General features: G+C 59.5%; 22 protein-coding genes and 2 tRNA genes. 3 read left to right on the top strand and 21 right to left on the bottom strand.

The genetic code is table 11. From position 1 onward, the window contains the following. Positions 1-819: hypothetical protein (locus tag Q0K17_RS05970; protein WP_294540930.1), on the top strand; the 819-nt coding region annotated here is incomplete at its 5' end. A 139-nt stretch (positions 820-958) separates the two neighbouring features. Here Q0K17_RS05970 and Q0K17_RS05975 read toward each other — a convergent pair. The 9 genes from Q0K17_RS05975 to Q0K17_RS06015 all read right to left on the bottom strand — a co-directional run bounded on the left by Q0K17_RS05975 (position 959) and on the right by Q0K17_RS06015 (position 6710). Further along, positions 959-1096 (bottom strand): hypothetical protein, encoded by a 138-nt coding sequence (locus Q0K17_RS05975; protein WP_294540931.1) that lies wholly within the window; start codon positions 1094-1096, stop codon positions 959-961. 47 nt (positions 1097-1143) lie between these two features. Further along, positions 1144-2508: a radical SAM protein gene (locus tag Q0K17_RS05980; protein ID WP_294540932.1), complete on the bottom strand. Its 1365-nt coding sequence runs from the start codon at positions 2506-2508 to the stop codon at positions 1144-1146. 109 nt (positions 2509-2617) lie between these two features. Then, complete coding sequence (locus Q0K17_RS05985) at positions 2618-3121, bottom strand: hypothetical protein (RefSeq protein ID WP_294540934.1); 504 nt, start codon at positions 3119-3121, stop codon at positions 2618-2620. Then, positions 3118-3576: a metallophosphoesterase family protein gene (locus Q0K17_RS05990; protein WP_294540936.1), complete on the bottom strand. Its 459-nt coding sequence runs from the start codon at positions 3574-3576 to the stop codon at positions 3118-3120. The genes Q0K17_RS05985 and Q0K17_RS05990 overlap by 4 nt, the downstream gene beginning before the upstream one ends. After that, positions 3573-4040, bottom strand: a complete 468-nt coding sequence (locus tag Q0K17_RS05995) for a flavodoxin domain-containing protein (RefSeq protein WP_294540938.1) — start codon at positions 4038-4040, stop codon at positions 3573-3575. The genes Q0K17_RS05990 and Q0K17_RS05995 overlap by 4 nt, the downstream gene beginning before the upstream one ends. Next, positions 4037-4753: an SDR family oxidoreductase gene (locus Q0K17_RS06000; RefSeq protein ID WP_294540940.1), complete on the bottom strand. Its 717-nt coding sequence runs from the start codon at positions 4751-4753 to the stop codon at positions 4037-4039. The genes Q0K17_RS05995 and Q0K17_RS06000 overlap by 4 nt, the downstream gene beginning before the upstream one ends. A gap of 36 nt (positions 4754-4789) precedes the next feature. Further along, the gene (locus Q0K17_RS06005) at positions 4790-5200 is read right to left on the bottom strand and encodes a peptide deformylase (protein WP_294540942.1); all 411 of its coding nucleotides are present in this window, start codon (positions 5198-5200) and stop codon (positions 4790-4792) included. After that, positions 5197-5769, bottom strand: a complete 573-nt coding sequence (locus Q0K17_RS06010; protein WP_294540944.1) for an SGNH/GDSL hydrolase family protein — start codon at positions 5767-5769, stop codon at positions 5197-5199. The genes Q0K17_RS06005 and Q0K17_RS06010 overlap by 4 nt, the downstream gene beginning before the upstream one ends. A 104-nt stretch (positions 5770-5873) precedes the next feature. Continuing rightward, a complete protein-coding gene (locus Q0K17_RS06015; RefSeq protein WP_294540946.1) occupies positions 5874-6710 on the bottom strand; it encodes a sugar nucleotide-binding protein in 837 nt (278 codons plus the stop codon). A gap of 162 nt (positions 6711-6872) precedes the next feature. Between Q0K17_RS06015 and brnQ the strand changes: the two genes are divergently transcribed. Then, positions 6873-8213 (top strand): branched-chain amino acid transport system II carrier protein, encoded by a 1341-nt coding sequence (brnQ, locus tag Q0K17_RS06020; RefSeq protein WP_366776758.1) that lies wholly within the window; start codon positions 6873-6875, stop codon positions 8211-8213. Between the two features lie 86 nt (positions 8214-8299). Here brnQ and Q0K17_RS06025 read toward each other — a convergent pair whose 3' ends face one another. From Q0K17_RS06025 to Q0K17_RS06080, 12 genes are all read right to left on the bottom strand, one after another. After that, the gene (locus tag Q0K17_RS06025; RefSeq protein ID WP_294540950.1) at positions 8300-9148 is read right to left on the bottom strand and encodes an HAD-IIA family hydrolase; all 849 of its coding nucleotides are present in this window, start codon (positions 9146-9148) and stop codon (positions 8300-8302) included. A 5-nt stretch (positions 9149-9153) separates the two neighbouring features. Further along, on the bottom strand, positions 9154-9888 hold the full coding sequence (locus Q0K17_RS06030; RefSeq protein WP_294540952.1) for a glycerophosphodiester phosphodiesterase: 735 nt from the start codon (positions 9886-9888) through the stop codon (positions 9154-9156). Between the two features lie 72 nt (positions 9889-9960). Next, positions 9961-11376: an ABC transporter substrate-binding protein gene (locus tag Q0K17_RS06035; RefSeq protein WP_294540954.1), complete on the bottom strand. Its 1416-nt coding sequence runs from the start codon at positions 11374-11376 to the stop codon at positions 9961-9963. Positions 11377-11451: 75 nt separating this feature from the next. Further along, the gene (locus Q0K17_RS06040) at positions 11452-12291 is read right to left on the bottom strand and encodes a carbohydrate ABC transporter permease (RefSeq protein WP_294540970.1); all 840 of its coding nucleotides are present in this window, start codon (positions 12289-12291) and stop codon (positions 11452-11454) included. 92 nt (positions 12292-12383) lie between these two features. Next, the gene (locus tag Q0K17_RS06045; protein ID WP_294540956.1) at positions 12384-13253 is read right to left on the bottom strand and encodes a sugar ABC transporter permease; all 870 of its coding nucleotides are present in this window, start codon (positions 13251-13253) and stop codon (positions 12384-12386) included. Continuing rightward, the gene (gene ugpC / locus Q0K17_RS06050) at positions 13250-14374 is read right to left on the bottom strand and encodes a sn-glycerol-3-phosphate ABC transporter ATP-binding protein UgpC (protein ID WP_294540958.1); all 1125 of its coding nucleotides are present in this window, start codon (positions 14372-14374) and stop codon (positions 13250-13252) included. Before ugpC ends, Q0K17_RS06045 begins: the two co-directional genes overlap by 4 nt. 96 nt (positions 14375-14470) lie before the next feature. Then, entirely contained in the window at positions 14471-14638 is a 168-nt protein-coding gene (locus Q0K17_RS06055; protein WP_294540960.1) for a hypothetical protein, read from the bottom strand. A 132-nt stretch (positions 14639-14770) separates the two neighbouring features. After that, positions 14771-14847: transfer RNA gene (locus Q0K17_RS06060), tRNA-Val, on the bottom strand. Positions 14848-14986: 139 nt separating this feature from the next. Then, on the bottom strand, positions 14987-16219 hold the full coding sequence (locus Q0K17_RS06065; RefSeq protein ID WP_294540962.1) for a 6-phosphofructokinase: 1233 nt from the start codon (positions 16217-16219) through the stop codon (positions 14987-14989). 355 nt (positions 16220-16574) lie between these two features. Further along, positions 16575-17558 (bottom strand): hypothetical protein, encoded by a 984-nt coding sequence (locus Q0K17_RS06070; RefSeq protein WP_294540964.1) that lies wholly within the window; start codon positions 17556-17558, stop codon positions 16575-16577. Positions 17559-17571: 13 nt separating this feature from the next. After that, a complete protein-coding gene (locus Q0K17_RS06075) occupies positions 17572-19038 on the bottom strand; it encodes an MBOAT family O-acyltransferase (RefSeq protein WP_294540966.1) in 1467 nt (488 codons plus the stop codon). A gap of 81 nt (positions 19039-19119) precedes the next feature. Next, positions 19120-19914 (bottom strand): YhfC family glutamic-type intramembrane protease, encoded by a 795-nt coding sequence (locus Q0K17_RS06080; RefSeq protein WP_294540968.1) that lies wholly within the window; start codon positions 19912-19914, stop codon positions 19120-19122. 197 nt (positions 19915-20111) lie between these two features. Here Q0K17_RS06080 and Q0K17_RS06085 point away from each other — a divergent pair. Next, positions 20112-20187 (top strand) — tRNA-Lys (locus Q0K17_RS06085). The last annotated feature ends 1 nt before the right edge of the window (position 20188 follow it).

Raw genomic sequence — 20188 nt, forward strand, 5'->3', positions numbered from 1 at the left:
AACACCAAGGCGGACGGAACCCAGGTCTATGGCTTTGAGTGCTACCGCCACAAAAAGCAATCCGCCCTGTATCTGAAAAAACACGGTCTGCCCGCGGGCATCTGTGAACTGAAAGCCTTCCCGGAATGGAAGCTGGAGCTGATGGCCTTGAAAATCTTCGAGACCGTGTGGGGCAACCGGCGGGAGGCAGTGCTGGAAGCCTGCCGGATGCTCAATGCCTGCTACCGGGAAGAAAGCGCCGACCCGGCCAAGTTGAAAGCGCTGGAAAAACGGATGGACGCCCTGAACCAACGGCTGGACAACCTGATTATGATGAAGGCGTCCAACCAGATCACCCTGAGCCAGTTTGTGGAGCAGAGCAACGAAATAGGCGTCCAGCAGCAGCGGGTCAACAAGGAGAAGGCGGAACTGCTGGCCAAGCAGGGGGACCACAACACGCTGGATATGGACGCCATCGAGGCCAGCCTCTGCGAAGCGGTGGATTTCACCGACGGCATGGTGAGCGAATGGTTCATCCAGAACTTTGTCCGCCGCATCACACCCATCGACGATACGCGGTTCGCCTGGGTGTTGGATCTGGCGCCCGAACCCCAGACGCTGGTCTGTGAGGTCAACGGGCGGAAGGAATATCCGCGCATTACACTGGAAAGCAATTTATACCGGGGGGCCTGGCCGCCCCCCGGGGCTTCCCGCCAGACCTTTCTGATCAACAGGAATGGTCGGCTGAATGGGGACATTTCGGCGGCGGGATTGGCACAGGACAGACTGCGTGCAAAAGGCTGTGTTCCGGGAGCACTCCCCTCTCAAAAAAGTGCATGACCGCTTGCATGGAAGCAGTCCCACCTCATTTTCATAACAAAAAGAGGCGGAACCTTCCTGCAGATGGTCCGCCTCTTCCGGGGTTGCTATTGGTCATCATTTGCGTAAAAACAGTCAACGCTCCATTCTTCGCTCCGAATCAGTAGCGGCAATAGGAGTGGTTGCACTGTTCGCCGCAGCCGTCGTGAGAATCACAAGTGTCCCCCTGGCACGACGCATTCAGCGTCACGTGCTTCATCTTTTCAGCCAGGTTATCGCCTGCATAAATCAATTCCATTCTTTTCACCTCCTTTGGTTCGGACATTCTCTGTTCTGATGATTCGGTCAATTGCCGGTATCCGCGACATCCGCGCCGACACTCAGGCTGTATTTTTTGTTGACATAGTCGTCCATGTCATATTTGACAGGAGAGCATGTCTTCTGTTTTTCCCAGACGCGTTTCAGAATGCATCCTCCCATACACAGCGGAAGGACTTTGCAAGCAAGGCATTCGGGGTCATCCGGGAAACTGCGGGCCAGGAAGGCAGTCGCATTCACGGAAGAGAGATCAAGCCCTGTCTCCATTGCCGAGAAAACGTTGTCGTAGGCACGGGATGGTGTCCCGATATCATTCCAACATTTGTACATATTCCCCTTCTCATCGAAACAATAGGAATACACTTTGGCCGCATCGCAAAAAGCAAATCGCGCGCGGTTTGCCTTGCTGTTTCCCATAATGCCGTTTTTCTTAAGTACGCCGGAAAATTCCTGCATGGAAAGAACCATGTCATCCACATTCTCGTTGTTGAATTCATATTTCGCCATGTGGGCGCCATAGGCGGACATATTCACTCCGTTTTCCGCTGCAATGGAATCGATCAGCTGCTTGAGCTGTGTGAATTCCTCCGCATTTTTCTTGTGCAGATTGCTGCGGATCTGAATCTGGATGGGCGTCTTCATCCGGCGCAGGTTGGAGATGATGACATCAAACGATCCTTCGCCATTGGCAAGGACACGCGTTGCATCGTTGGTCTCCTTCATGCCGTCCAGAGTGATCTGGATGCGGCCAACCTGGGCCCGCTCCAAAATGGCCATGTTCTCCGGCGTCAGGAAATATCCGTTCGTGGACATGGCGGACGTATAGGAAACACCGTATTTATGGGCAAGTGACAAGAGCTGCTGCGCCATGTGGTCAATGATATCAATCCCAAGCAGCGGCTCTCCGCCGAACCAGTACACAAAAAGCTGCTTGTGATGATGCTCCTGGATGGACTTCTCAATAAACCGGATGATGGCATCCTGCGTTTTTTCGTCCATCATGCCGCTGCCGTGGCGCTCGAAACAATAGGGGCACCGGAAGTTGCACGACAGCGTCGGGGCAATCAGCACGGAGAGAAGTTCACTGTCGGTACAGGTAAGCTTGTTCCCGAGCAAAAGATAGTTCAGCTCGTCAAAATTGTCGATGAGGAACCCATTCTTCAGCAAAAAGGCACGGACATCATCGTGTCCCTCTGTTTCCAGAATGCCTTCATACAAACGCTTGTGTTCTTCATCCAGTTTGACCAGCGCACCCGTCAGGAAATTATACAGCAGATAGGCGTGGGAATCGCCTTTGAGTTCACACAAATGGTTGTACTTTGAATATTGCATCGGCAGCCCCCCTGTGGACAGCACCGCTTGAAAAGTCCGGATGGCCTGAAATGTGACCATCTTCACAGGATAACAATAAAACCAACTATTTACATTCATTGTATCCGATGAACCCGAACAAGTCAATTGCCGGTACAGTTGTTTTTTCTGCCGGGGCTTTGGGCAGTTTTCAGCACAGCAAGGCAGCCAGACGATCCAGACCTCTCCCCTGCCCCGGGGCTCCCGCGCAGCGGCTGGGACAGGTGTTGACCGCATGGTCCAGCAGCGGCTGGCCGCCGGATGCGGGGTCCAGGAATGTCTCCATTGCCAGCACGTCCTCCCATGCCCGGTTCAGGAAAGCCACCTCCCGGCGGCCATGGGTCCTGGTCAGGACATCCTCCCCCGCCGCCTGCAGATACCCGGTCACACTTTCGGGCGGGAATCCGGCGGCCAGAAGGCTTTCCCGCAAACCCATCCGGAACAAGGCCGGCAGGTCCGCCCAGAGCAGCGGCGGCACATCATACCGCACAAAGGTATACCGGCTGTGGCAATGGACCGCCAGCAGGCATTTGCGGCCCCGCAGTTCGATCCCGTGCAGGTCCCAGCAGAAGCGCCGGTCCGGCTGGGTACCGTAGTCCGGCGGTTTCAGCTTCAGAAACCGCTGCAGAGGAAACGTCAGTCCCAGTTCCATCATGGTACCTCGTGGGGAATGGTGATTTTTTCCACCCGGATCTGCCCGTTTTCCGCCTCCGCCATCATCATGGTGATTTCCTGATGAAAACGGCGGGGTCCGCAGGAGCCCGGGTTGAGCCACAGGCGCCCATCCCGCTCTTGGTGCACATACTTATGGGAGTGACCGAACACCACCACATCCACCCCGCTCAGGTCCGCCGGGAGTTCCTTTTTGTTGTGGACCATGTAAAAGGTCACGCCATCCAGCGTCAGGGTGAGGTCGTGGGGAATGTCCGCGGCCCACTCCTTGTCGTTATTGCCGCGGACAACATGCACAGGTGCATACCGGCGCAGTTCTTCCACGATCGCTGGTTTGTTGATATCACCACCATGAAGGATGACATCGGCGGTTTTCAGCATTTCCTTGACCTCCGGCCGCAGCAGGCCATGGGTGTCGGACAGAATGGCGATCCTCATGTCCGGTTGCCTCCCTCATGACGCTGCAGGAGGTCCCGGCAGAATTGTCGGGCATCCTCCAGGTCCCGGGCATCCGGGCGCCCTTTGGCAACGCCGCCCACCAGCCGGAAAGGTCCGAAGGTGCAGTAGCCCCGGCAGCCGAATTCACCCCATACGGGGCAGCCCTTTTCTTCGGCGACCGCAGCAATGGACCTGGTCCCGCTGCCCTTGGCTCCGCCGTAGGTGTAGACAAAAAAGACCGGTTTGCCCGCTGGCAGATACTGTCGGGCAAAGTCCACCACCGCTTTCTGAAATTCAAAGCCGGAGATTCCCGCGGCAAACCCGATGCAGTCGTAGTCTTCCAGCCGGACGGTCCGGCGGACGGTCACGTCGATCAGATCCATTTCCGTTTCCCGGGCCATGGCCTGCAGCACTTTCAGGGTATTGCCATGGTGGCGGGAATAGTAGCAAACGGCCATTTTCATTGTGCATCGCCTCCCTGCAAAGTCCATCCGAAATCATTGTGGTAGATCATCTGGCGGGTCATGCCGCCGTCGATACAGATATTTTCGCCGGTGATGAAGCCCGCCTTGTCGGAGCAGAGATACAGCACCATGTTGGCGATATCCAGCGGGTTGCCCACACGCCCCGCCGGCTGCTGGAACGCATCGGGGCCTTGGTACACGGTATAGTCCGTGTCGATCCAGCCGGGAGAGATGGAATTGACCCGCACTTTCCCTGCCAGACTCACAGCCAGGGCATGGGTCAGGGCCGATATGCCGCCCTTGGCAGCCGTATAGCTTTCGGTCCCGGGCTGGCTCATGCGGTCCCGGGAGGAAGAGATGTTCACGATGGCAGCGCCGGGGGCAAAGTGCGGCGCAAACAGTTTGGTCAGGTAAAACGGCGCCGTGACCCCCACCCGCAGGGCGTAGTTGAACTCCTCATAACTGCAGGAATCCAGCCCTTTCATCAAAGGCAGGGCGTTGTTGATCAGGTAATCCACATGGCCATGGTCCTCCACGACCTTGCGGGCAAAGGACTCCAGGACCTGCTGGTCGGCCAGATTCCCCACATAGTACCCGTTGGGCAGCAGATCAATGATGCAGACTTTTGCCCCCGCCTTGCGGAATTCCTCCGCAACGGCTTTGCCGATGCCTTTGGCACCGCCGGTGACAACAGCCACTTTGTTTGTAAACATGGTTTGCTCCTTATTCTCGGTCATTCTGCGTCCGACTCAGATGATGATGCCGTCACAATGGTCGATTTCATGCTGGATGATCTGGGCTGTCCATCCGGTGAACTTTTTGATCCGCTGCTGAAATTTTTCATTCTGCCACCTGACCTTGATGCTCTTCCACCGGTTGGCCGGACGTACCCCGGTAAGGGACAGGCATCCTTCCTCTGTCTGGTAGGGTCCGGTTCTCTGGATGATCTCCGGGTTGAACATGACCATATAACGGCCCTCGTTGTCAAAGGCAATGATGCGCTTGTTGACCCCGATCATATTGGCGGCCATGCCCACACAGCCCGCCTGATGATGTTCCAGCGTTTCCAGCAGGTCCTCTGCCACCGGCAGGTCCGCCGGGGTGGCCGGCGCTGATTTTTGGGCCAGGAACGACTCGTCCCGGCAGATATCCCGTATCATTTTTTGGTCTCCTCCTGTTGCTTGATGACAGCGGCAATGGTCTCGGCCGCCACACGGGCCCCCTCTTCATTGGGGTGAACCCCGTCGAACTCATACAGGTCCCTGGTCTGGGACAAGGCACTGAACCGGCTGCCCACATCCGCCAGCAGCGCATGATTCTCCCGAGCGGCCTGCCGGTAGGCGTCGGACAATCCCTTAGCCATTTCCTCATAGGTCCAGCCCTTGTCAGCCAGTTCGGCCCCATCCCGGCGGTAGGCCCAGGTGGCATACAGCACCGGCACGGCCCCGTTTGCCCGGATTTTCTCACAGAGCTGCCGCACACTGGAAAAGAATCGCTCCGGCGTGGTGATCGGGCCATGGCTCATCTCCTGCAGCACCACATAGTCCCAGTGCTCCTCCGTCAGTGCCTTCCGGGTCATGGCGCCCAGCCGGGTCTTCGGGTTCAGCTGTTCCGCCAGCCGCGCACCGCCGCGGGTATGCTGCACCACCTCCGCACCGGTCAGTCCGGCCAGAAGCTCCGGCATACGGTTGGTGAAAGTCAGGCTGTTGCCCAGCATCAGTATCCTCATGGTCATCCCCCTTTTTGTAACTTATTCTTTGCAGTCAGGAAGTCCTGCCGAAACTTGTACGACAAAGAGACCGGCGCTGCGTTGGGCCGTGTCTGCCTGCCGCTTTACCGCAGGCCGTAATCCCGCAGGCAGCGCCGGATCCCGTCCGCGGTATCATCAAACACCACACCGCCCTTGCGGGCCCTGGCGGTGTTCATGGACAGATTGCGGGTACGGTCCCCCGGCACAAGTTCGGGCGCCACCTGCAGGGCTGCACAGAACCGCCAGGCCGTTTCCAGCATATCCAGGTCGTTTTCGCTGCCGAAGTTATAGACCCCGCCGGACAGTTCCAGCGCGGGCAGCAGGTTTTCCACCGCCTGACGCACATAGGTGACACCGCGGTAATCTCCGGGGGAGAAGGTCAGGGACTGGCCGTGCAGGGCGGCGTGAAGCAGATTCAAAGGCAGGTTGCCCCGGATGGGCAGGCCGTACCCGGGCAGATCATACAGCCAGGTGGCCCGCAGCAGCACCGCATCCGGCAGAGCGTCCAGCACCCGCTGTTCCATCTCCAGTTTGTGGCGGCCGTAGACGTTGGCGGGCGTCAGCGGGAGTTCTTCCGACAGCGGGCCGTGCAGCTCCACGCCGGCATAGACCTGGTCGGAACTGAACGCCACCAGCTTGCTCCCCTGCCCTGCCGCCGCTTTGGCCAGCCAGAGCGGCAGCTGCACATTGGCGCGATAAGATTCTTCCTTGTGGGCTTCACAGTAACCGGTATCAGACAATGCCGCCGTATGCAGGATGGCATCGGGGCGGGTTTCGGCCACCAGGCGGGCGATGTCGGATTCGGTGGCCCGGGCCATGAGGCCGCGGGGCGCCGGGATCAGTTCCAGCCTTCCGGCCAGCTGCGCCATCACCCGGGCCCCCACAAACCCGCCGGAACCGGTCAAAAGAACACGTTTCATCGGGAAACTCCTTTCTGCCGGGGGAGGGAAAAAATTCACCAGGCAGTTGCATTTTTTTCATTGTACCACAGGGGCCGTTTTTTGGCTATTCGGGGTTTACCCGCTCCTTTGCCATAGGGTATAATGGGACACAACGATTACGAAAGTACGAGGAATCCTATGATGAAAAAACTGACGCTGCGCCAGCTGCTGACCGTGGCCACCATGCTGTTCGGGCTGTTTTTCGGCGCCGGCAACCTGATTTTTCCCGCCGCCGTGGGGCAGATGGCAGGGCGGGACCTGTGGTGGGCATCGGCGGGGCTGTTGATCACCGGTGTGGGCCTGCCCCTGCTGGGTGTGGCCGCCCTGGGCATCAGCCGCAAGGAAGGATTGTTTGCCCTGAGCAGCCGGTTGGGCCGGGGATACGGATTTTTCTTCACCTGTGTCCTGTACCTGACCATCGGGCCATTTTTCGCCATTCCCCGCTGCGCCACCGTCTCCTACACGGTGGGCATTGAGCGTCTGCTGCCCCAGGGCGGCAGCGCGGCGCTGGCCATCTTTTCCCTGGTCTTTTTCGGGGCGGTGCTCTTCTTCTCCCTGCGGCCCGGAGAGATCCTGACCTGGGTGGGCAAAGTGCTCACCCCGCTGTTTCTCTGTTTTCTGGCCGTGCTGGTGGTGCGCGCCCTGACCGCACCGCTGGGAGATGTGAGCCTGGTAGAGCCTTCCGGCAGCTACGCTGCCAACGCCTTTACCGCCGGGGTCCTGGAAGGGTACAACACCATGGATGCCCTGGCCAGTCTGGCCTTCGGCATCATTGTGGTCAATGCCATCCGCAGCCTGGGGGTGGAGGAACCCGGCGCGGTGGCCAGGAGCACCGTACTGGCCGGACTGTTCAGTTCCCTGTTCATGGGGCTGATCTATGTGCTGGTCATTGTGATGGGCGCCCAGAGCCGGGGCGTGTTCCCGGTTTCGGCCAACGGCGGCGAGGCCCTGGCTCTGATTGCCGAGCACTACTTCGGCGGCGTGGGTGCCCTGATCCTGGCCGCCACCGTCACCCTGGCCTGCCTGAAAACGGCGGTGGGCCTGATCACCAGCTGCAGCGAGACCTTTGTGCAGCTGTTCCCTGCCGGACCTTCCTACCGGGTGTGGGCCATCGGGTTCTGTGTGGTTTCCTTCCTGATTGCCAACCTGGGCCTGAACGCCATCCTGGCCTACTCCACCCCGGTGCTCATGTTCCTGTACCCCTTGTCCATTGTGCTGATCCTGCTCACCCTGGGCGGCGGGCTCTTCGGCAATGACCGGGGCGTACTGCGGTGGACCATCGGTTTCACCATGGCGGCGGCCATCATCGACCTGCTGCGCACCCTGCCGGAAACCACCCGCACACTGCTTCACCTGGAACCGCTGGTGAACGCCGCCGAAAACTGGCTGCCGTTGTGCAAACTGGGATTCGGCTGGGTCTGCCCCGCCATCCTCGGACTGGTCATCGGGCTGGCGCTGCGCCGGGTCCGCCGGACAGCCTGAATCTTCTTACATCCATCCCCACAAAGAACACCCCTCTGCCGCAGCGCTTTTGCAGCAGAGGGGTGTTTTTTATGGGACGATATGCGTCAGACGCAGGCGCGGGCAGCGGGCACGGCGGCGGAAACCCGGGCTCCATGCACGGTCGGGTCCGGCAGAAAAGCCTGCCGCAGTTCGGCCACCGAGGGGAAGATCCAGGTGGGCTTGTCAGCACTGGCCGCCGCGTCGGCTTCGGTGGCTTCCCCGCTGAGGACCAGAGCGGTGTCCACCCCGGCACGCAGACCGCAGGCGATATCGGTGTAGAGACGGTCCCCCACCACCAGGGCTTCCGCCGGGGTGCAGCCGGTGTTCTGCAGGGCATACTGCACCATGGCCGGTTCCGGTTTGCCCAGGAATTTGGGTTTTCGGTGGGTGGCGGTCTCGATCATGTTGCAGATGGCGCCGCAGTCCGGCAGATACCCGAAGTCCACCGGGCAGACCAGGTCCGGGTTGGTGGCGATGTAATCCAGCTGGCGGGTGGTCAGCAGCAGGCAGACATCCTTGATCTTCTCATAGTTCAGGGCATTGTCGTAGGAGACCAGCACGCAGGTAATGGCCTTGTCCGAGGCATCGGTGGTGATATTCAGGCCGTTCTGGCGGCATTCCCGGATGAAGGAGTCGGTGGCCAGGGCATAGATATGCTGTCCGGCATAGTGTTCTTTCAGATACCGGATGGTGGCGTAGGCGGCGGTCAGGTAGTTGTCCGGGGTGGTCTCCACCCCCAGGGTGCGGAAAAAGCGGATATAATCCGCCGTTCCCCGGGTGGCGTTGTTGGTGATGAAGACAAACTTGCCGCCGCTGCGCCGCACCGCCTGCAGAAACGCCCCTGCCCCGGGGATCAGGGCATTGCCCCGGCAGATGGTGCCGTCAATGTCCAGCAGAAACAGGCGCTTTTTCATGGGAGTCACTCTCCCAGACGGCTGCGCACCGCCAGGGCCAGTTTGGGGTCGTTGGTGATGACATCGGCGCCTTCCTCCATGAGCCAGCGCAGGTCCTCCTCCCCGTTGACCGTCCAGACCCGCACGGCCAGACCGCTGTCCAGGTAGGTCCGGAGCAGGCTGCCCATCTTGACGCAGTACAGGCCGGGGTGCAGTCCGCCCACGCCCCGCTGCGCGGCATACTGCTCCATATCGCAGGGAATGTCCCCGAAGAGGTAGGCGGTCTGGGCGTCCGGGTCCAGACGGCGCACTTCGGCGATGCTGTAATGGTTGAAGGAGGAGTAGATGATGCGGTCCTGCATGCCCAGTTCGGCCACCAGGTCCAGGGTCTTTTTCTCGATGCCCTCATACCACAGGATGCCGGTCTTGAGCTCGATGTTCACCAGCATTTTACCGGGCTTGACCTGCTCCAGCACCTCCCGCAAAGTGGGAATGCGGACCTCCTCATAACCGGTCATACCATTATCCGCGCAGAAGGTCTTGAGTTCGGCCAGAGTGTAATCTTTCACCAGACCGATTCCGTTGGTGGTACGGTTCAGCTTTTCGTCGTGAATGACCACCAGTTCCCCGTCTTTGGTCAGATGCACATCCAGTTCGATGCCGTCGGCCCCCTGCTTTTCGGCCAGAATGAAGGCGGGCAGGGTGTTTTCCGGCGCGTAGGCGCTGGCGCCGCGATGGGCGTATACTTTCACATTTTTCATATACCAAGTTTCCTTTCCTGCACAAAAACCGGGAAAAGCCGTGCCTTTCCCGGTCAGTGCTCTTTATACGGGTTATCCGTTGATCAGGTTGTAATTTTCGATGGAGTCGTTCACCTGCTCGGTGATGGCCTTGACGGCGTCCTCGGCGCTCTGGCTGCCGTTGAGCATCTCCTCGATCTCGGTCTCCACGATCTGGCGGGATTCGGGGAAGACGCTGAGCAGGGCGCCGGCGTACTGGGGCGCGGAATCATGCAGCTGGTCGATGGCCGTCTGGAACTGAGGATACTGCTCCATGTTCTGCTTGTACACTTCCTCATCCGCTGCGGCGGTGGTCACCGGGAAGTAACCGGTCTGGGCGTTCCAGTAAGCCTGGGATTCGGGGGAGATCAGGAACTCGATGAAGCGCCAGGTGGCGGCCAGCTTGACGGGGTCGTTGTTGTTCAGCGCCCACAGAGAACCGCCGCCGATGGACACGCCGCCTTCATCGGAAGCGCTGACCGCCGGGAAGTAGGCGGTGCCCACCTCAAAGGAGTCGCCGGTGTCCTGCAGGACCTGCTTCAGGGAAGCAGTGGAACCCAGCATCATGGCAGCCTTGCCGGAGGTGAAGTCGGTGGTGGCAGTGTCGCTGCCGCTGCGGCCCACGTTGGGGGCATAGCCTTCATCGTACAGCTTCTTCCAGGCGTTGAGGATGTTCAGCGCGCCGCCGTTTTCGTCAAAGACCACCTTGGTGGCGGGGGCGGTGCGGCCGTTGCCGTTGTCCACCATTTCCAGGCCCTGCTTGCACAGGAACTGCTCGAACCACCAGCCGTACACGCTCATGGCCAGCACTTCCTGGGTGCCAGCCTTCTCCTTCAGCTGGTCGCCTACTTCGGCGATCTCGTCCAGACTGGTAGGGATCTCGGTGATGCCGGCGGCATCAAACATATCCTTGTTGTAGTACAGCAGCGGGGTGGAAGAGTTGAAGGGCATGGAATACAGCCCCGCGTCGGTGGTGTAGTAGGCGGCAATGTTGGGCTCGATCTGGGACAGGTCGTACCCGGAAGCATCAATGAGCTGCTGCATGGGGATGACCCAGCCGGAGTCGATCATGAACCGGGTGCCGATGTCGTAGATCTGGACCAGGTCGGCGCCCATGTTGCCAATCTGGGCACTCTTGAGCTTGTTGATGGCGTCATCGTAGCTGCCCTGGTAGACCGCTTCCACCGTGATGCCGTACTGGTTTTCCTGGTTGAACTTGTCCACCAGGGCGGTCATGGCTTCGCCGTTGACGCCGCCCATGGAATGCCAGAAGGTGATGGTGGTGCCGGTGGTGTCCAGGGTGCTGAAGTCGTCCCCGATGAGCTGGGCAGCGGCCTGGGCCTCCGCGTCAGCCGCCGTGCTGGCGGTGTCAGCGGTGGCGGTGCTGTTCTGGGTGGAACCGCAGCCCGCCAGGGGCACGGCAACGAGGGCGGCGGCCATCAGGCCGGCCAGAATCTTTTTGGCTTTCATCTTACACTCTCCTACAATATCACATTTGTCAACAGAAATCTATGGCAGGCGGGATATCCCGCCGCAACAGCGAACTCAGCCCTTGACGGCGCCGGAGAACATACCCTTGATGAGCTGCTTCTGGCCGGCAATGAAGATGACCATGCTGGGAATGATGACCGAAACCACACCGGCCATCATCAGGGTGACCGACTGGGCGTCGGTGTTGTCCAGCATGCTGATGCCGATCTGGACGGTGCGCATCTCCTGGGAGCCGGTGACCAGCAGCGGCCACATGTACATGTTCCAGGCGTTGATGAAGGTGTACACCGACATGGCGCCGATGGCGGACTTGGTCAGAGGCAGCAGGATGCTGACGATGAACCGCAGGTTGCCGCAGCCGTCCAGCTTGGCGGACTCATACAGGGACATGGGGAAGGTCATGTAGAACTGGCGGAACAGGAAGATGCCCATGGCGGAGGTCAGGGAGGGCAGGATCAGCACCAGGTAGGTGTCCAGGATGCCCAGGGAACTGACGGTCAGGTAGTTGGAGATGATGGTGGCTTCCCCGGGGACCATCATGGTGGCCATGACCAGCATGAACAGCAGATTTTTGCCCTTGAAGTTCAGGAAGGAGAAGGCAAAGGCGGCCAGGGAGCAGGTGATGATCTGGCCCAGGGTGATGCAGCCCGCCACAATAAAGGAGTTGAGCACAAAGCGCAGCAGGGGCACCTGGGTCCAGGCGCGGATGTAGTTGCCGAAATCCGGATGCTTGGGCAGCAGGTTCATCTCCATGGTGAAGAGTTCCTCACCGGGCATGAGGGAGACGCTGACCGCGTACAGCAGCGGGAAGAGGATGAACAGCGCCATGATCACGTTGAGCACGATCAGCACGCCGGTGCGGATGCGGCGGCGGCGCAGAGCTGCCAGACCCATGCGGCGGTGCAGGGCGGCCAGTTCCTCCTGGGTGTAATCGGCACGGCGGAGGGTGGCGCCGGTGGGATTTTTCAGAGTTGCGGTGGTATCCATCAGTATTTGACTCCCTTCTTTTCGACCTTGAACATGACCAGCGTCAGCGCCATGATGATGAGGAACAGGATCACGGACTGCGCCGCCGCGCTGCCGAACTTGTAGTTGAAGAAGGCGTCGCGGTAGATGGAGTAGACGATCAGGTTGGTGGACTCGCCGGGGCCGCCCTGGGTCAGGATCTTGACCTGGCCGAAGGACTGGAAGGCCTGGATGATGTTGACCACCAGGGTGTAGAACATGATGGGGCTCAGACCCGGCAGGGTGAGGCGGAAGAACTTCTGGATGCCGCTGGCGCCGTCCACCGAAGCGCGCTCGTAGATGGATTCATCGATGTTGCCCAAACCCGCGGAGAAGTACAGAAAGTTGATGCCGCTGTTCAGCCATGCAGTGAGCACGGCCACGCAGATCAGGGCGTAGCGGGGGTCGCTGATCCAGTTGATGTCCAGACCGGTGACCTTGTTGAACAGGCCGATGGTGGGGTTCAGGATGACCTTGAAGATCATGGCCGCGCCGCTGGAGGCAATGGCCATGGGCAGGGCGTAGGAGGTGCTGAAAGCCCGGATGCCCGGGAAGGTCTTGCTGCACAGAACCGCCGCGATGAGCCCCAGCAGCATGCTGCCGAACACCACGATGACCACAAAGATCAGGGTGACGATGATGCTGTTGTAAAAGCTTTCGGAGGTGAGCAGGTCGATGTAGTTCTGGGCCCCCACAAAGATCTTGGCCCGCCCCAGCTTGTCGGTCAGGAACATGCTCAGGTAGATGGTCTTGACGAAGGGGTAGAACAAAAACATGGCAAAGATGGCAAAACAGGGGATCAGGTAGGCATAAGGGCTGCAGCCCTTGAGTTTTTCCGCAAAGGATTTCATGCTTCGTTCCTCCACTGATAGAAAAGATTCTGTTCGGTCTCGCCGTCAAAGAAGTGGGCGTTGGCCATGTTCAGGTACAGGGTGGCCTGCTCACCGGCCCGGGCACCATGGTCCGGGTCCAGTCGGGCAGCAAACTCGCCGTCCTCGTTTTCCAGATGAACAATGGCCTCGTTGCCCAGGGATTCGCAGGCGGTGACGGTCCCCTTCATCTCGCCGTACACCTTGCCGCGGGCAGGCGCGGCGCAGATATCCTCCGGCCGGATGCCCAGCACCAGGGCCCGGTTGTCATGCTGGGGCCACAGCACATGGGCCTGGTCCTCGGTCAGGGGGAAGATCTCGCCCCCTTCGGTGAGGAAGGCGGCGCCTTTGCCGGCCCGCTTGACCTGTCCCCGCAGGAAGTTCATGGCCGGAGAGCCGATGAAGCCCGCCACAAACATGTTGGTGGGATGGTTGTACAGGTCGATGGGGGTGGCCACCTGTTGGATGTACCCCGCTTTCATGACCACGATGCGGTCGGCCAGGGTCATGGCTTCGGTCTGGTCGTGGGTGACGTAGATGGTGGTGATGCCCAGCTTGTGGTGCAGGTCCGCCAGTTCCACCCGCATGTGGGTGCGCAGCTTGGCATCCAGGTTGGACAGGGGCTCGTCCATCAGGAAGGCTTTGGGCTTGCGCATGATGGCGCTGCCGATGGCCACCCGCTGCTTCTGGCCGCCGGAAAGAGCCGACGGACGGCGGTTGAGCAGGTTGGAGATGCCCAGCATCTCGGCGGTTTCCTCCACACGGCGGCGGATCTCCTTTTTGGGGACCTTGCGCACCGACAAAGAGAAGGCCATGTTGTCGTACACCGACATCTGGGGGTACAGGGCATAGTTCTGGAACACCATGGACAGGTCCCGCTCCCCGGGTTCGGCGTAGTTGCACAGCTCATCCCCGATCCACAGCTCGCCCTTGGAGATATCCTCCAATCCGGCGATCATCCGCAGGGTGGTGGATTTGCCGCAGCCGGAAGGCCCCACAAAAACCACAAACTCCCCGTCACGGATACGCAGGGAAAAATCACTTACCGCATACTGGTTCTTCTCGAACACTTTGCATACATCTTTCAATACGATCTCAGCCATAGAAGATCCCGTTTCCTCCTCCGGTAACAATCACTGACAGAAGGGCGCTTTTTGTGCCCGTTGGATATGATACCGCAATCGGATGGGCTTTGTCGTTCATGATTCCGTAAAATCTCCGAAAACATTCCGGCACGCAGCTTTATGCACAGATACGTTAAATTTTGTTTTTGTGTCCGGTCTTTCTCCCCTGCCTTTTACCGTTGCTTTACCCGGCAGCCCTCTTTCCTTGCCGGAAGTTGACAAATTCTTTTCTTTGGCATGCAAGGGGGCCTCTGTCCCCCGCCAGATACTTTTCCATCAAAAAAGGCCCGCCGCAGAGCAAAACTTTCTGCGGCGGGCCCTTTTTGGGTTATGAAGAAAATAAAAACGCCCCGGTCCATGACCGGGGCATGTGTCTGGTGGAGGATGGGGGACTCGAACCCTCGACCTCTGCGATGTGAACGCAGCGCTCTAACCAGCTGAGCTAATCATCCGTAACGACATGTGTTATTATAGCGCATGCCGGGATGTTTGTCAAGCATGAAACCGGATTTTTTTCACAAAGAAAAAATGCCCCCGCCGGCGCACAGGCAAAGCGCAGGCAGGGGCGGAGGCTGGCTCAGCGGGCCGGCATTATTCCGGCAGATAGATGTGATGGGGCAGGCCTTCCACATAAATGGGGGTCAGTTCGGCCTGGATCAGGGGCATGGCATAGGAAATGAACTCCGGCATCATGTCGGTGTGGTCGGCGTTGATCCATTCCAGCGGAACCTTCTTTTCCAGGTTGGCCACCTCGCTGATGGGATGCAGCTCGGTGGTGGACTGGTAAGGCGCGTTGGAGATACGCTTGATGGCCACCATCTCGCCGGTATGGCCTTCAAACGCGGCCTTGACAGCGGCACCGCCCACCTGGTAGGCTTCGGTGATATCGGTGCGGCTGGTCAGGTGACCGGCGCAGCGCTGCAGGGTGGAAAGCTCAATGCAGCGGGTCTTGGTATCCAGGCGGCGGGCCACGGTATTGGCCAGGAAGCGGGCGGTACCGGTCAGGGCCTTGTGGCCGAAAGCGTCCACCGCGTGCACATCGTCGGCCAGCTCGCAGACGTAGCGGCCATCCTCCAGCTTGACGCCTTCGGACACGGCAATGACAATGCTGGGCTTTTTGGCCTGCATACGCTCCACCTTTTCCACAAAGTGGTCCACATTGAAGGGGATTTCGGGCAGGCAGATCATATCCACGCCCTCACAGTCCTCGGCCCGGGCCAGGGCGGCAGCGGCGGTCAGCCAGCCGGCGTTGCGGCCCATGATCTCCACAATGGTCACGTATTTGGTGCCGTAGACGGTGGCGTCCCGGATGATCTCCTTCATCACCACGCCGATGTACTTGGCGGCACTGCCGTAACCGGGGGTGTGGTCGGTGACCATCAGGTCGTTGTCGATGGTCTTGGGCACGCCCATGAAGCGGATCTCGCTGCCGATATGGGTGCCATAATCGGCCAGCTTTCCGATGGTGTCCATACTGTCGTTGCCGCCAATATAGAAGAAGTACCCGATGTCCAGTTCCTTCAGGATGGCAAACAGCTGCTGATACACCTGCTCCCCTTCCGGCGTGTGCCAGTCGGGCAGCTTGTAGCGGCAGCTGCCCAGGTAGCTGGAAGGCGTCCGCTTGAGCAGTTCGATGTCCATGGCGCAGGTCAGCTTTTCATCCAGGACGCAGACACGGCGCTCCAGCAGTCCGGCCACACCGTGCATCATGCCATAGACCTTTTCCGCGCCGCGGCGCTTGCAGCTCTCAAACACACCCGCCAGACTGGCATTGATGACCGAAGTCGGACCGCCAGACTGACCCACAATCGCATTTTTTGCCATATTGAACCTCCCGTAATTCTTTCCGGCACTCGATCTCTGCCGGACTTTTTCCTTGTATTCAGTGTAGCATTTCCGCCCTCTCTTGGCCATTGTGGGAGTTGGCAACCGGATATTTCCCTTTGTGCAAGGCAAGTGTTCCGCTGAGTGGAACGCCGTTCCGTATGTTGAATTTTGCCTTTTCCAGCCGTTCCGCTCAGCGGAACAGCAAGGCTCTCCGCGGAGTGAAAGGCCCCCGCTTTCAGCATTGTAAAAATTGCTTTTCTGCACGTTTCCCTTCCCCCGCCGCCTCTTCCCATGAAGCGGAAAGCGAAAGCCCGTCCCTGCACAAAAGGCGCAGGAACGGGCTTTTTCAGAATCAGGCCGTCAGACCGCTGTTCTTCAGGCCCTCAATCAATTTTTGTGTATAAAGGGCGGCGCCCTCACTGTTCAGATGGTTGTTGCTGTCATAGAAGTATCCGGCGTCCATGACGGCATCGGGACAATCCACCAGCACCGGCAGGCCCAGTTCTTCCCGCACTGCATCGGCATAGGCGGCATTGTCTTCCGCACTGCTGGTCACGCACAGGGCATTGAGGGGCGCGTGGCTGAAGAGTACCGTCACCCCGCGCTGTTCCATGGTTTTGGTAAACCGGCGGATGGCCCGCAGGTTATCCTGATCCAGAATTTCCGCACCGAGGGAAACCATGTCCTGGGTGTTGTACTTGTGTTCCAGGATGTTGGTGCGCGGGGTGACCACATCCCCCAGGGGACCGAAGTCATCACTGTGGGGCGTCTGGCCGGGAGCGTAGTCATATGTCGTCCAGTGCAGGCCCTGCAAGGGAGTCCAGTCACTGGGCCAGCGCTGGGCCAGATACCGTCCGGCACTGGCCGCCGCCCCCAGCCACAGGTCCGGCGGCACACAGGCCCAGGCATCCGGGTCGGTTCCGCAGGCCTGCCACAGCACCAGATAATCCACCCCGGTGTCCCGGAGCATCAGGTGTTCCAGCATGAGGATCACCGTATCCCCCGGTTGGGCGTAGCGCTCCAGCATGTTCAGGTACATATCCACCCCCAGATAGGCTGTCACCCCCACGCAGTAGGTGGGCCGGCTGGTGGCGTCAGCAATGGCCTGACAGTCGGTGCCGTACTCGGTGGAGGAACCGCCTGCAATGAGGATGCGGTCACCGCCGGGGGTGTCCCGCAGCAGGTCCAGTTTGTAATGCAGGGTATACAGAAGGCTCTGCTGGGTGGTTTCGGGCACGAAACCGATACAACCGATCAGCAGGGCAAAGGGCAGGCAGAGTGCCAGCAGAAAGACCAGCAGTTTGCCCAGATAGCCGGCGAATGCTTGTTTTGTCATAGTGCCTCCCCTGTCAGAACTGGAAATAAATGAAATCGGCGGTGGCACCGAAGGGGCGGGAACAAAGTGCCGCCAGCACTCCGAAGCAGAGCAGATAATAAAAAGCATACCGCTGCCAGGGACGGGCACGGCAGATGGCGCGCAGGGGGTCGGTACGGTAGGCGGCGTACCAGTCATAGACCAGCAGGGCTGCCATGAGGGCAAAGGCCAGCCCCAGCAGCGCCGGCGTAAGCCCCGCCGCCCCTGCATAAGCCAGCAGGTGCACCGGGCTGAGTCCCTGCCCCAGATGGGTCAGCACATATACCAGATCAGACAGATCGTTGGCCCGGAAGAAGATCCAGCCTAAGCCGACGATACAGCAGGTGACCATGGTACGCAGGACCGAGAAAGCCGCGGCCCGGGCCCCCTGCAGGCGGTTCTGCAGGGCCTCCACACGGGGCAGGTAGAAGGTCTCGGCGCAGAGCCACAGGCCGTGATACAGTCCCCACAGCACAAAGGTCCAGCTGGCCCCGTGCCACAGGCCGCTGAGCAGAAATGTCACCACCAGATTGCGCAGATGCCGCCCCCGGCTGCAGCGGCTGCCGCCCAGGGGGATGTACACATAATCGGTAAACCAGCGGGTCAGGCTGATATGCCACCGGCGCCAGAAATCCCTGACGCTGCGGGCCATGTACGGGCTGCGGAAGTTTTCCATCAGGTCGATGCCCAGCAGTCGGGCACTGCCCACCGCAATGTCGGAGTAGCCGGAGAAGTCGCAGTAGATCTGCACGCTGAACAGCATGGTGGCCAGGATCAGGGTCAGGCCGCCCTTCCCTGCCAGATCGTTATAGACGTTGTTCACATAGGTGGAGACAAAGTCGGCAATGACCACTTTCTTGAACATACCCACGCAGATCTTGCGAAGGCCGGCGCTGAAATTACCCAGGTCCGGATCATGCCTTTGATGCAGCTGGGGCAGCAGGCTGCCGGCACGCTCGATGGGGCCGGCCACCAACTGAGGAAAGAAGCTGACATACAGGGCATAGTAGCCGAAATGCCCTTCGGCTTGCAGGTTTCCCCGGTAGACGTCCACCACATAGCTGAGGGTCTGGAAGGTATAAAAGCTGATGCCCACCGGCAGAACCAGTTCCAGGGTGGTGGGCTGCAGAGGCAGCCCCACCGCCTGCAGCAGCGCCGTGACGTTCTGAGAGAAAAAGTTGAAATATTTGAAAAAGAACAGACAGGCCAGACACAGTCCCACACCGCTCCACAGCGCGGCCTTGCGCAGACCGGGGCGTGCGGCGTGCTGCACGGCCAGCGCGGCCAGCCAGCTGACCACGGTGGTGAAGAGAATCAGCACAATGAGTTCCGGGTTCCAGCTCATGTAAAAGTAATAGCTGAAGCCCAGCAGTGCCGCCCAGCGCCAGCGCTGGGGCAGCAGAAAATAAACCAGAACGGCCAGGGGCAGAAAGACCGCATAGGCCAGAGAATTAAACAGCATGAGACAATTCCTTGTTGTGATAACAAAAAGGTGTCCCCGCCGGACAATACGGCGAGGACAGCATCAGAAAGGAACGGTTACTTAAAGGCGGGCAGGTTCCGCGTGCAGATAAAGCTGACGAACCAGAAGCGCCACCAGAATCACCAGGATCAGCGTGGCGAATTCCGTGGGCCAGACTCCGATCACACCGGCCTGATACAGCATGGCAGGCAGGTTGGATACAGCATGCAGGCCGATGGCAGCGGGATAGCCCCAGGCGGGCAGACGGCGGGTGACCACCATCCAGATCAGCATGGACAGGGCCAGATGCAGCCCGATGGCACACAGCCGCTCAAAGCCGGCGGCCAGCCACTGGGTGGCGGGCACCGCCGCCAGCTGGGCCAGCTGCTCCTGGGCCAGGGTGATCTGGTCCCCTTCCAGGCCGGTGAGCAGGCTGTCGGTATTGCCGCTGTTGATGGCATACATGACCATGAGGTTGTTGACCATGGTGAGTCCTGCCAGCAGAATGGCCTCGATACCGCCGTGGCCCACACCATAGGCAAAGCCCACCGCGGGAGATTTGTCTTTCCGGCACAACATACGGAGGCCGAGCAGGCGGGCCGTTTCCTCAAACAGACCGGCCGTCAGGCAGCCGTACAGGCAGAACACCACGATATTGTCCCGGATATTGGGAAAAGCGGTGAACACAAGGCCATGCAGGATCTGTTCCAGCACATAGGCGCTGATAATAAAGCAGAACGCGCCGATCATGATGGCATAGCCGCTGCCCTTATGCTTGCGGTTCACCGCAATGCCAAGGCCGATGGGCACGCCAAAAATCACCAGCAGACTGAGCATGGCACAGGCCACCGAAGGAAAAGGAACCGACGTAGGCATACAAAGCACCTCATTCTTTATCCGAGACCGCCGCCCGCGAACGGGTATCATTTAGACGATCCTCTAAATTATGCCTCATTATACCGCACCGTGCCGCACCTGTCAATTTTGCGGCAAAGGGCTGCCATACGCAAATTACAGTTGACAACCTTCCGTTCGTTTGCTATAATATTAAAGCTGTATAAAGCAGCGGATAAGTGCCCGTAGCTCAGTTGGTAGAGCATCTGACTTTTAATCAGAGGGTCCAGGATTCGAGTTCCTGCGGGCGCACCAA

It is taken from the genome of uncultured Gemmiger sp. (genome assembly GCA_944388105.1).
Taxonomy (GTDB): domain Bacteria; phylum Bacillota; class Clostridia; order Oscillospirales; family Ruminococcaceae; genus Gemmiger.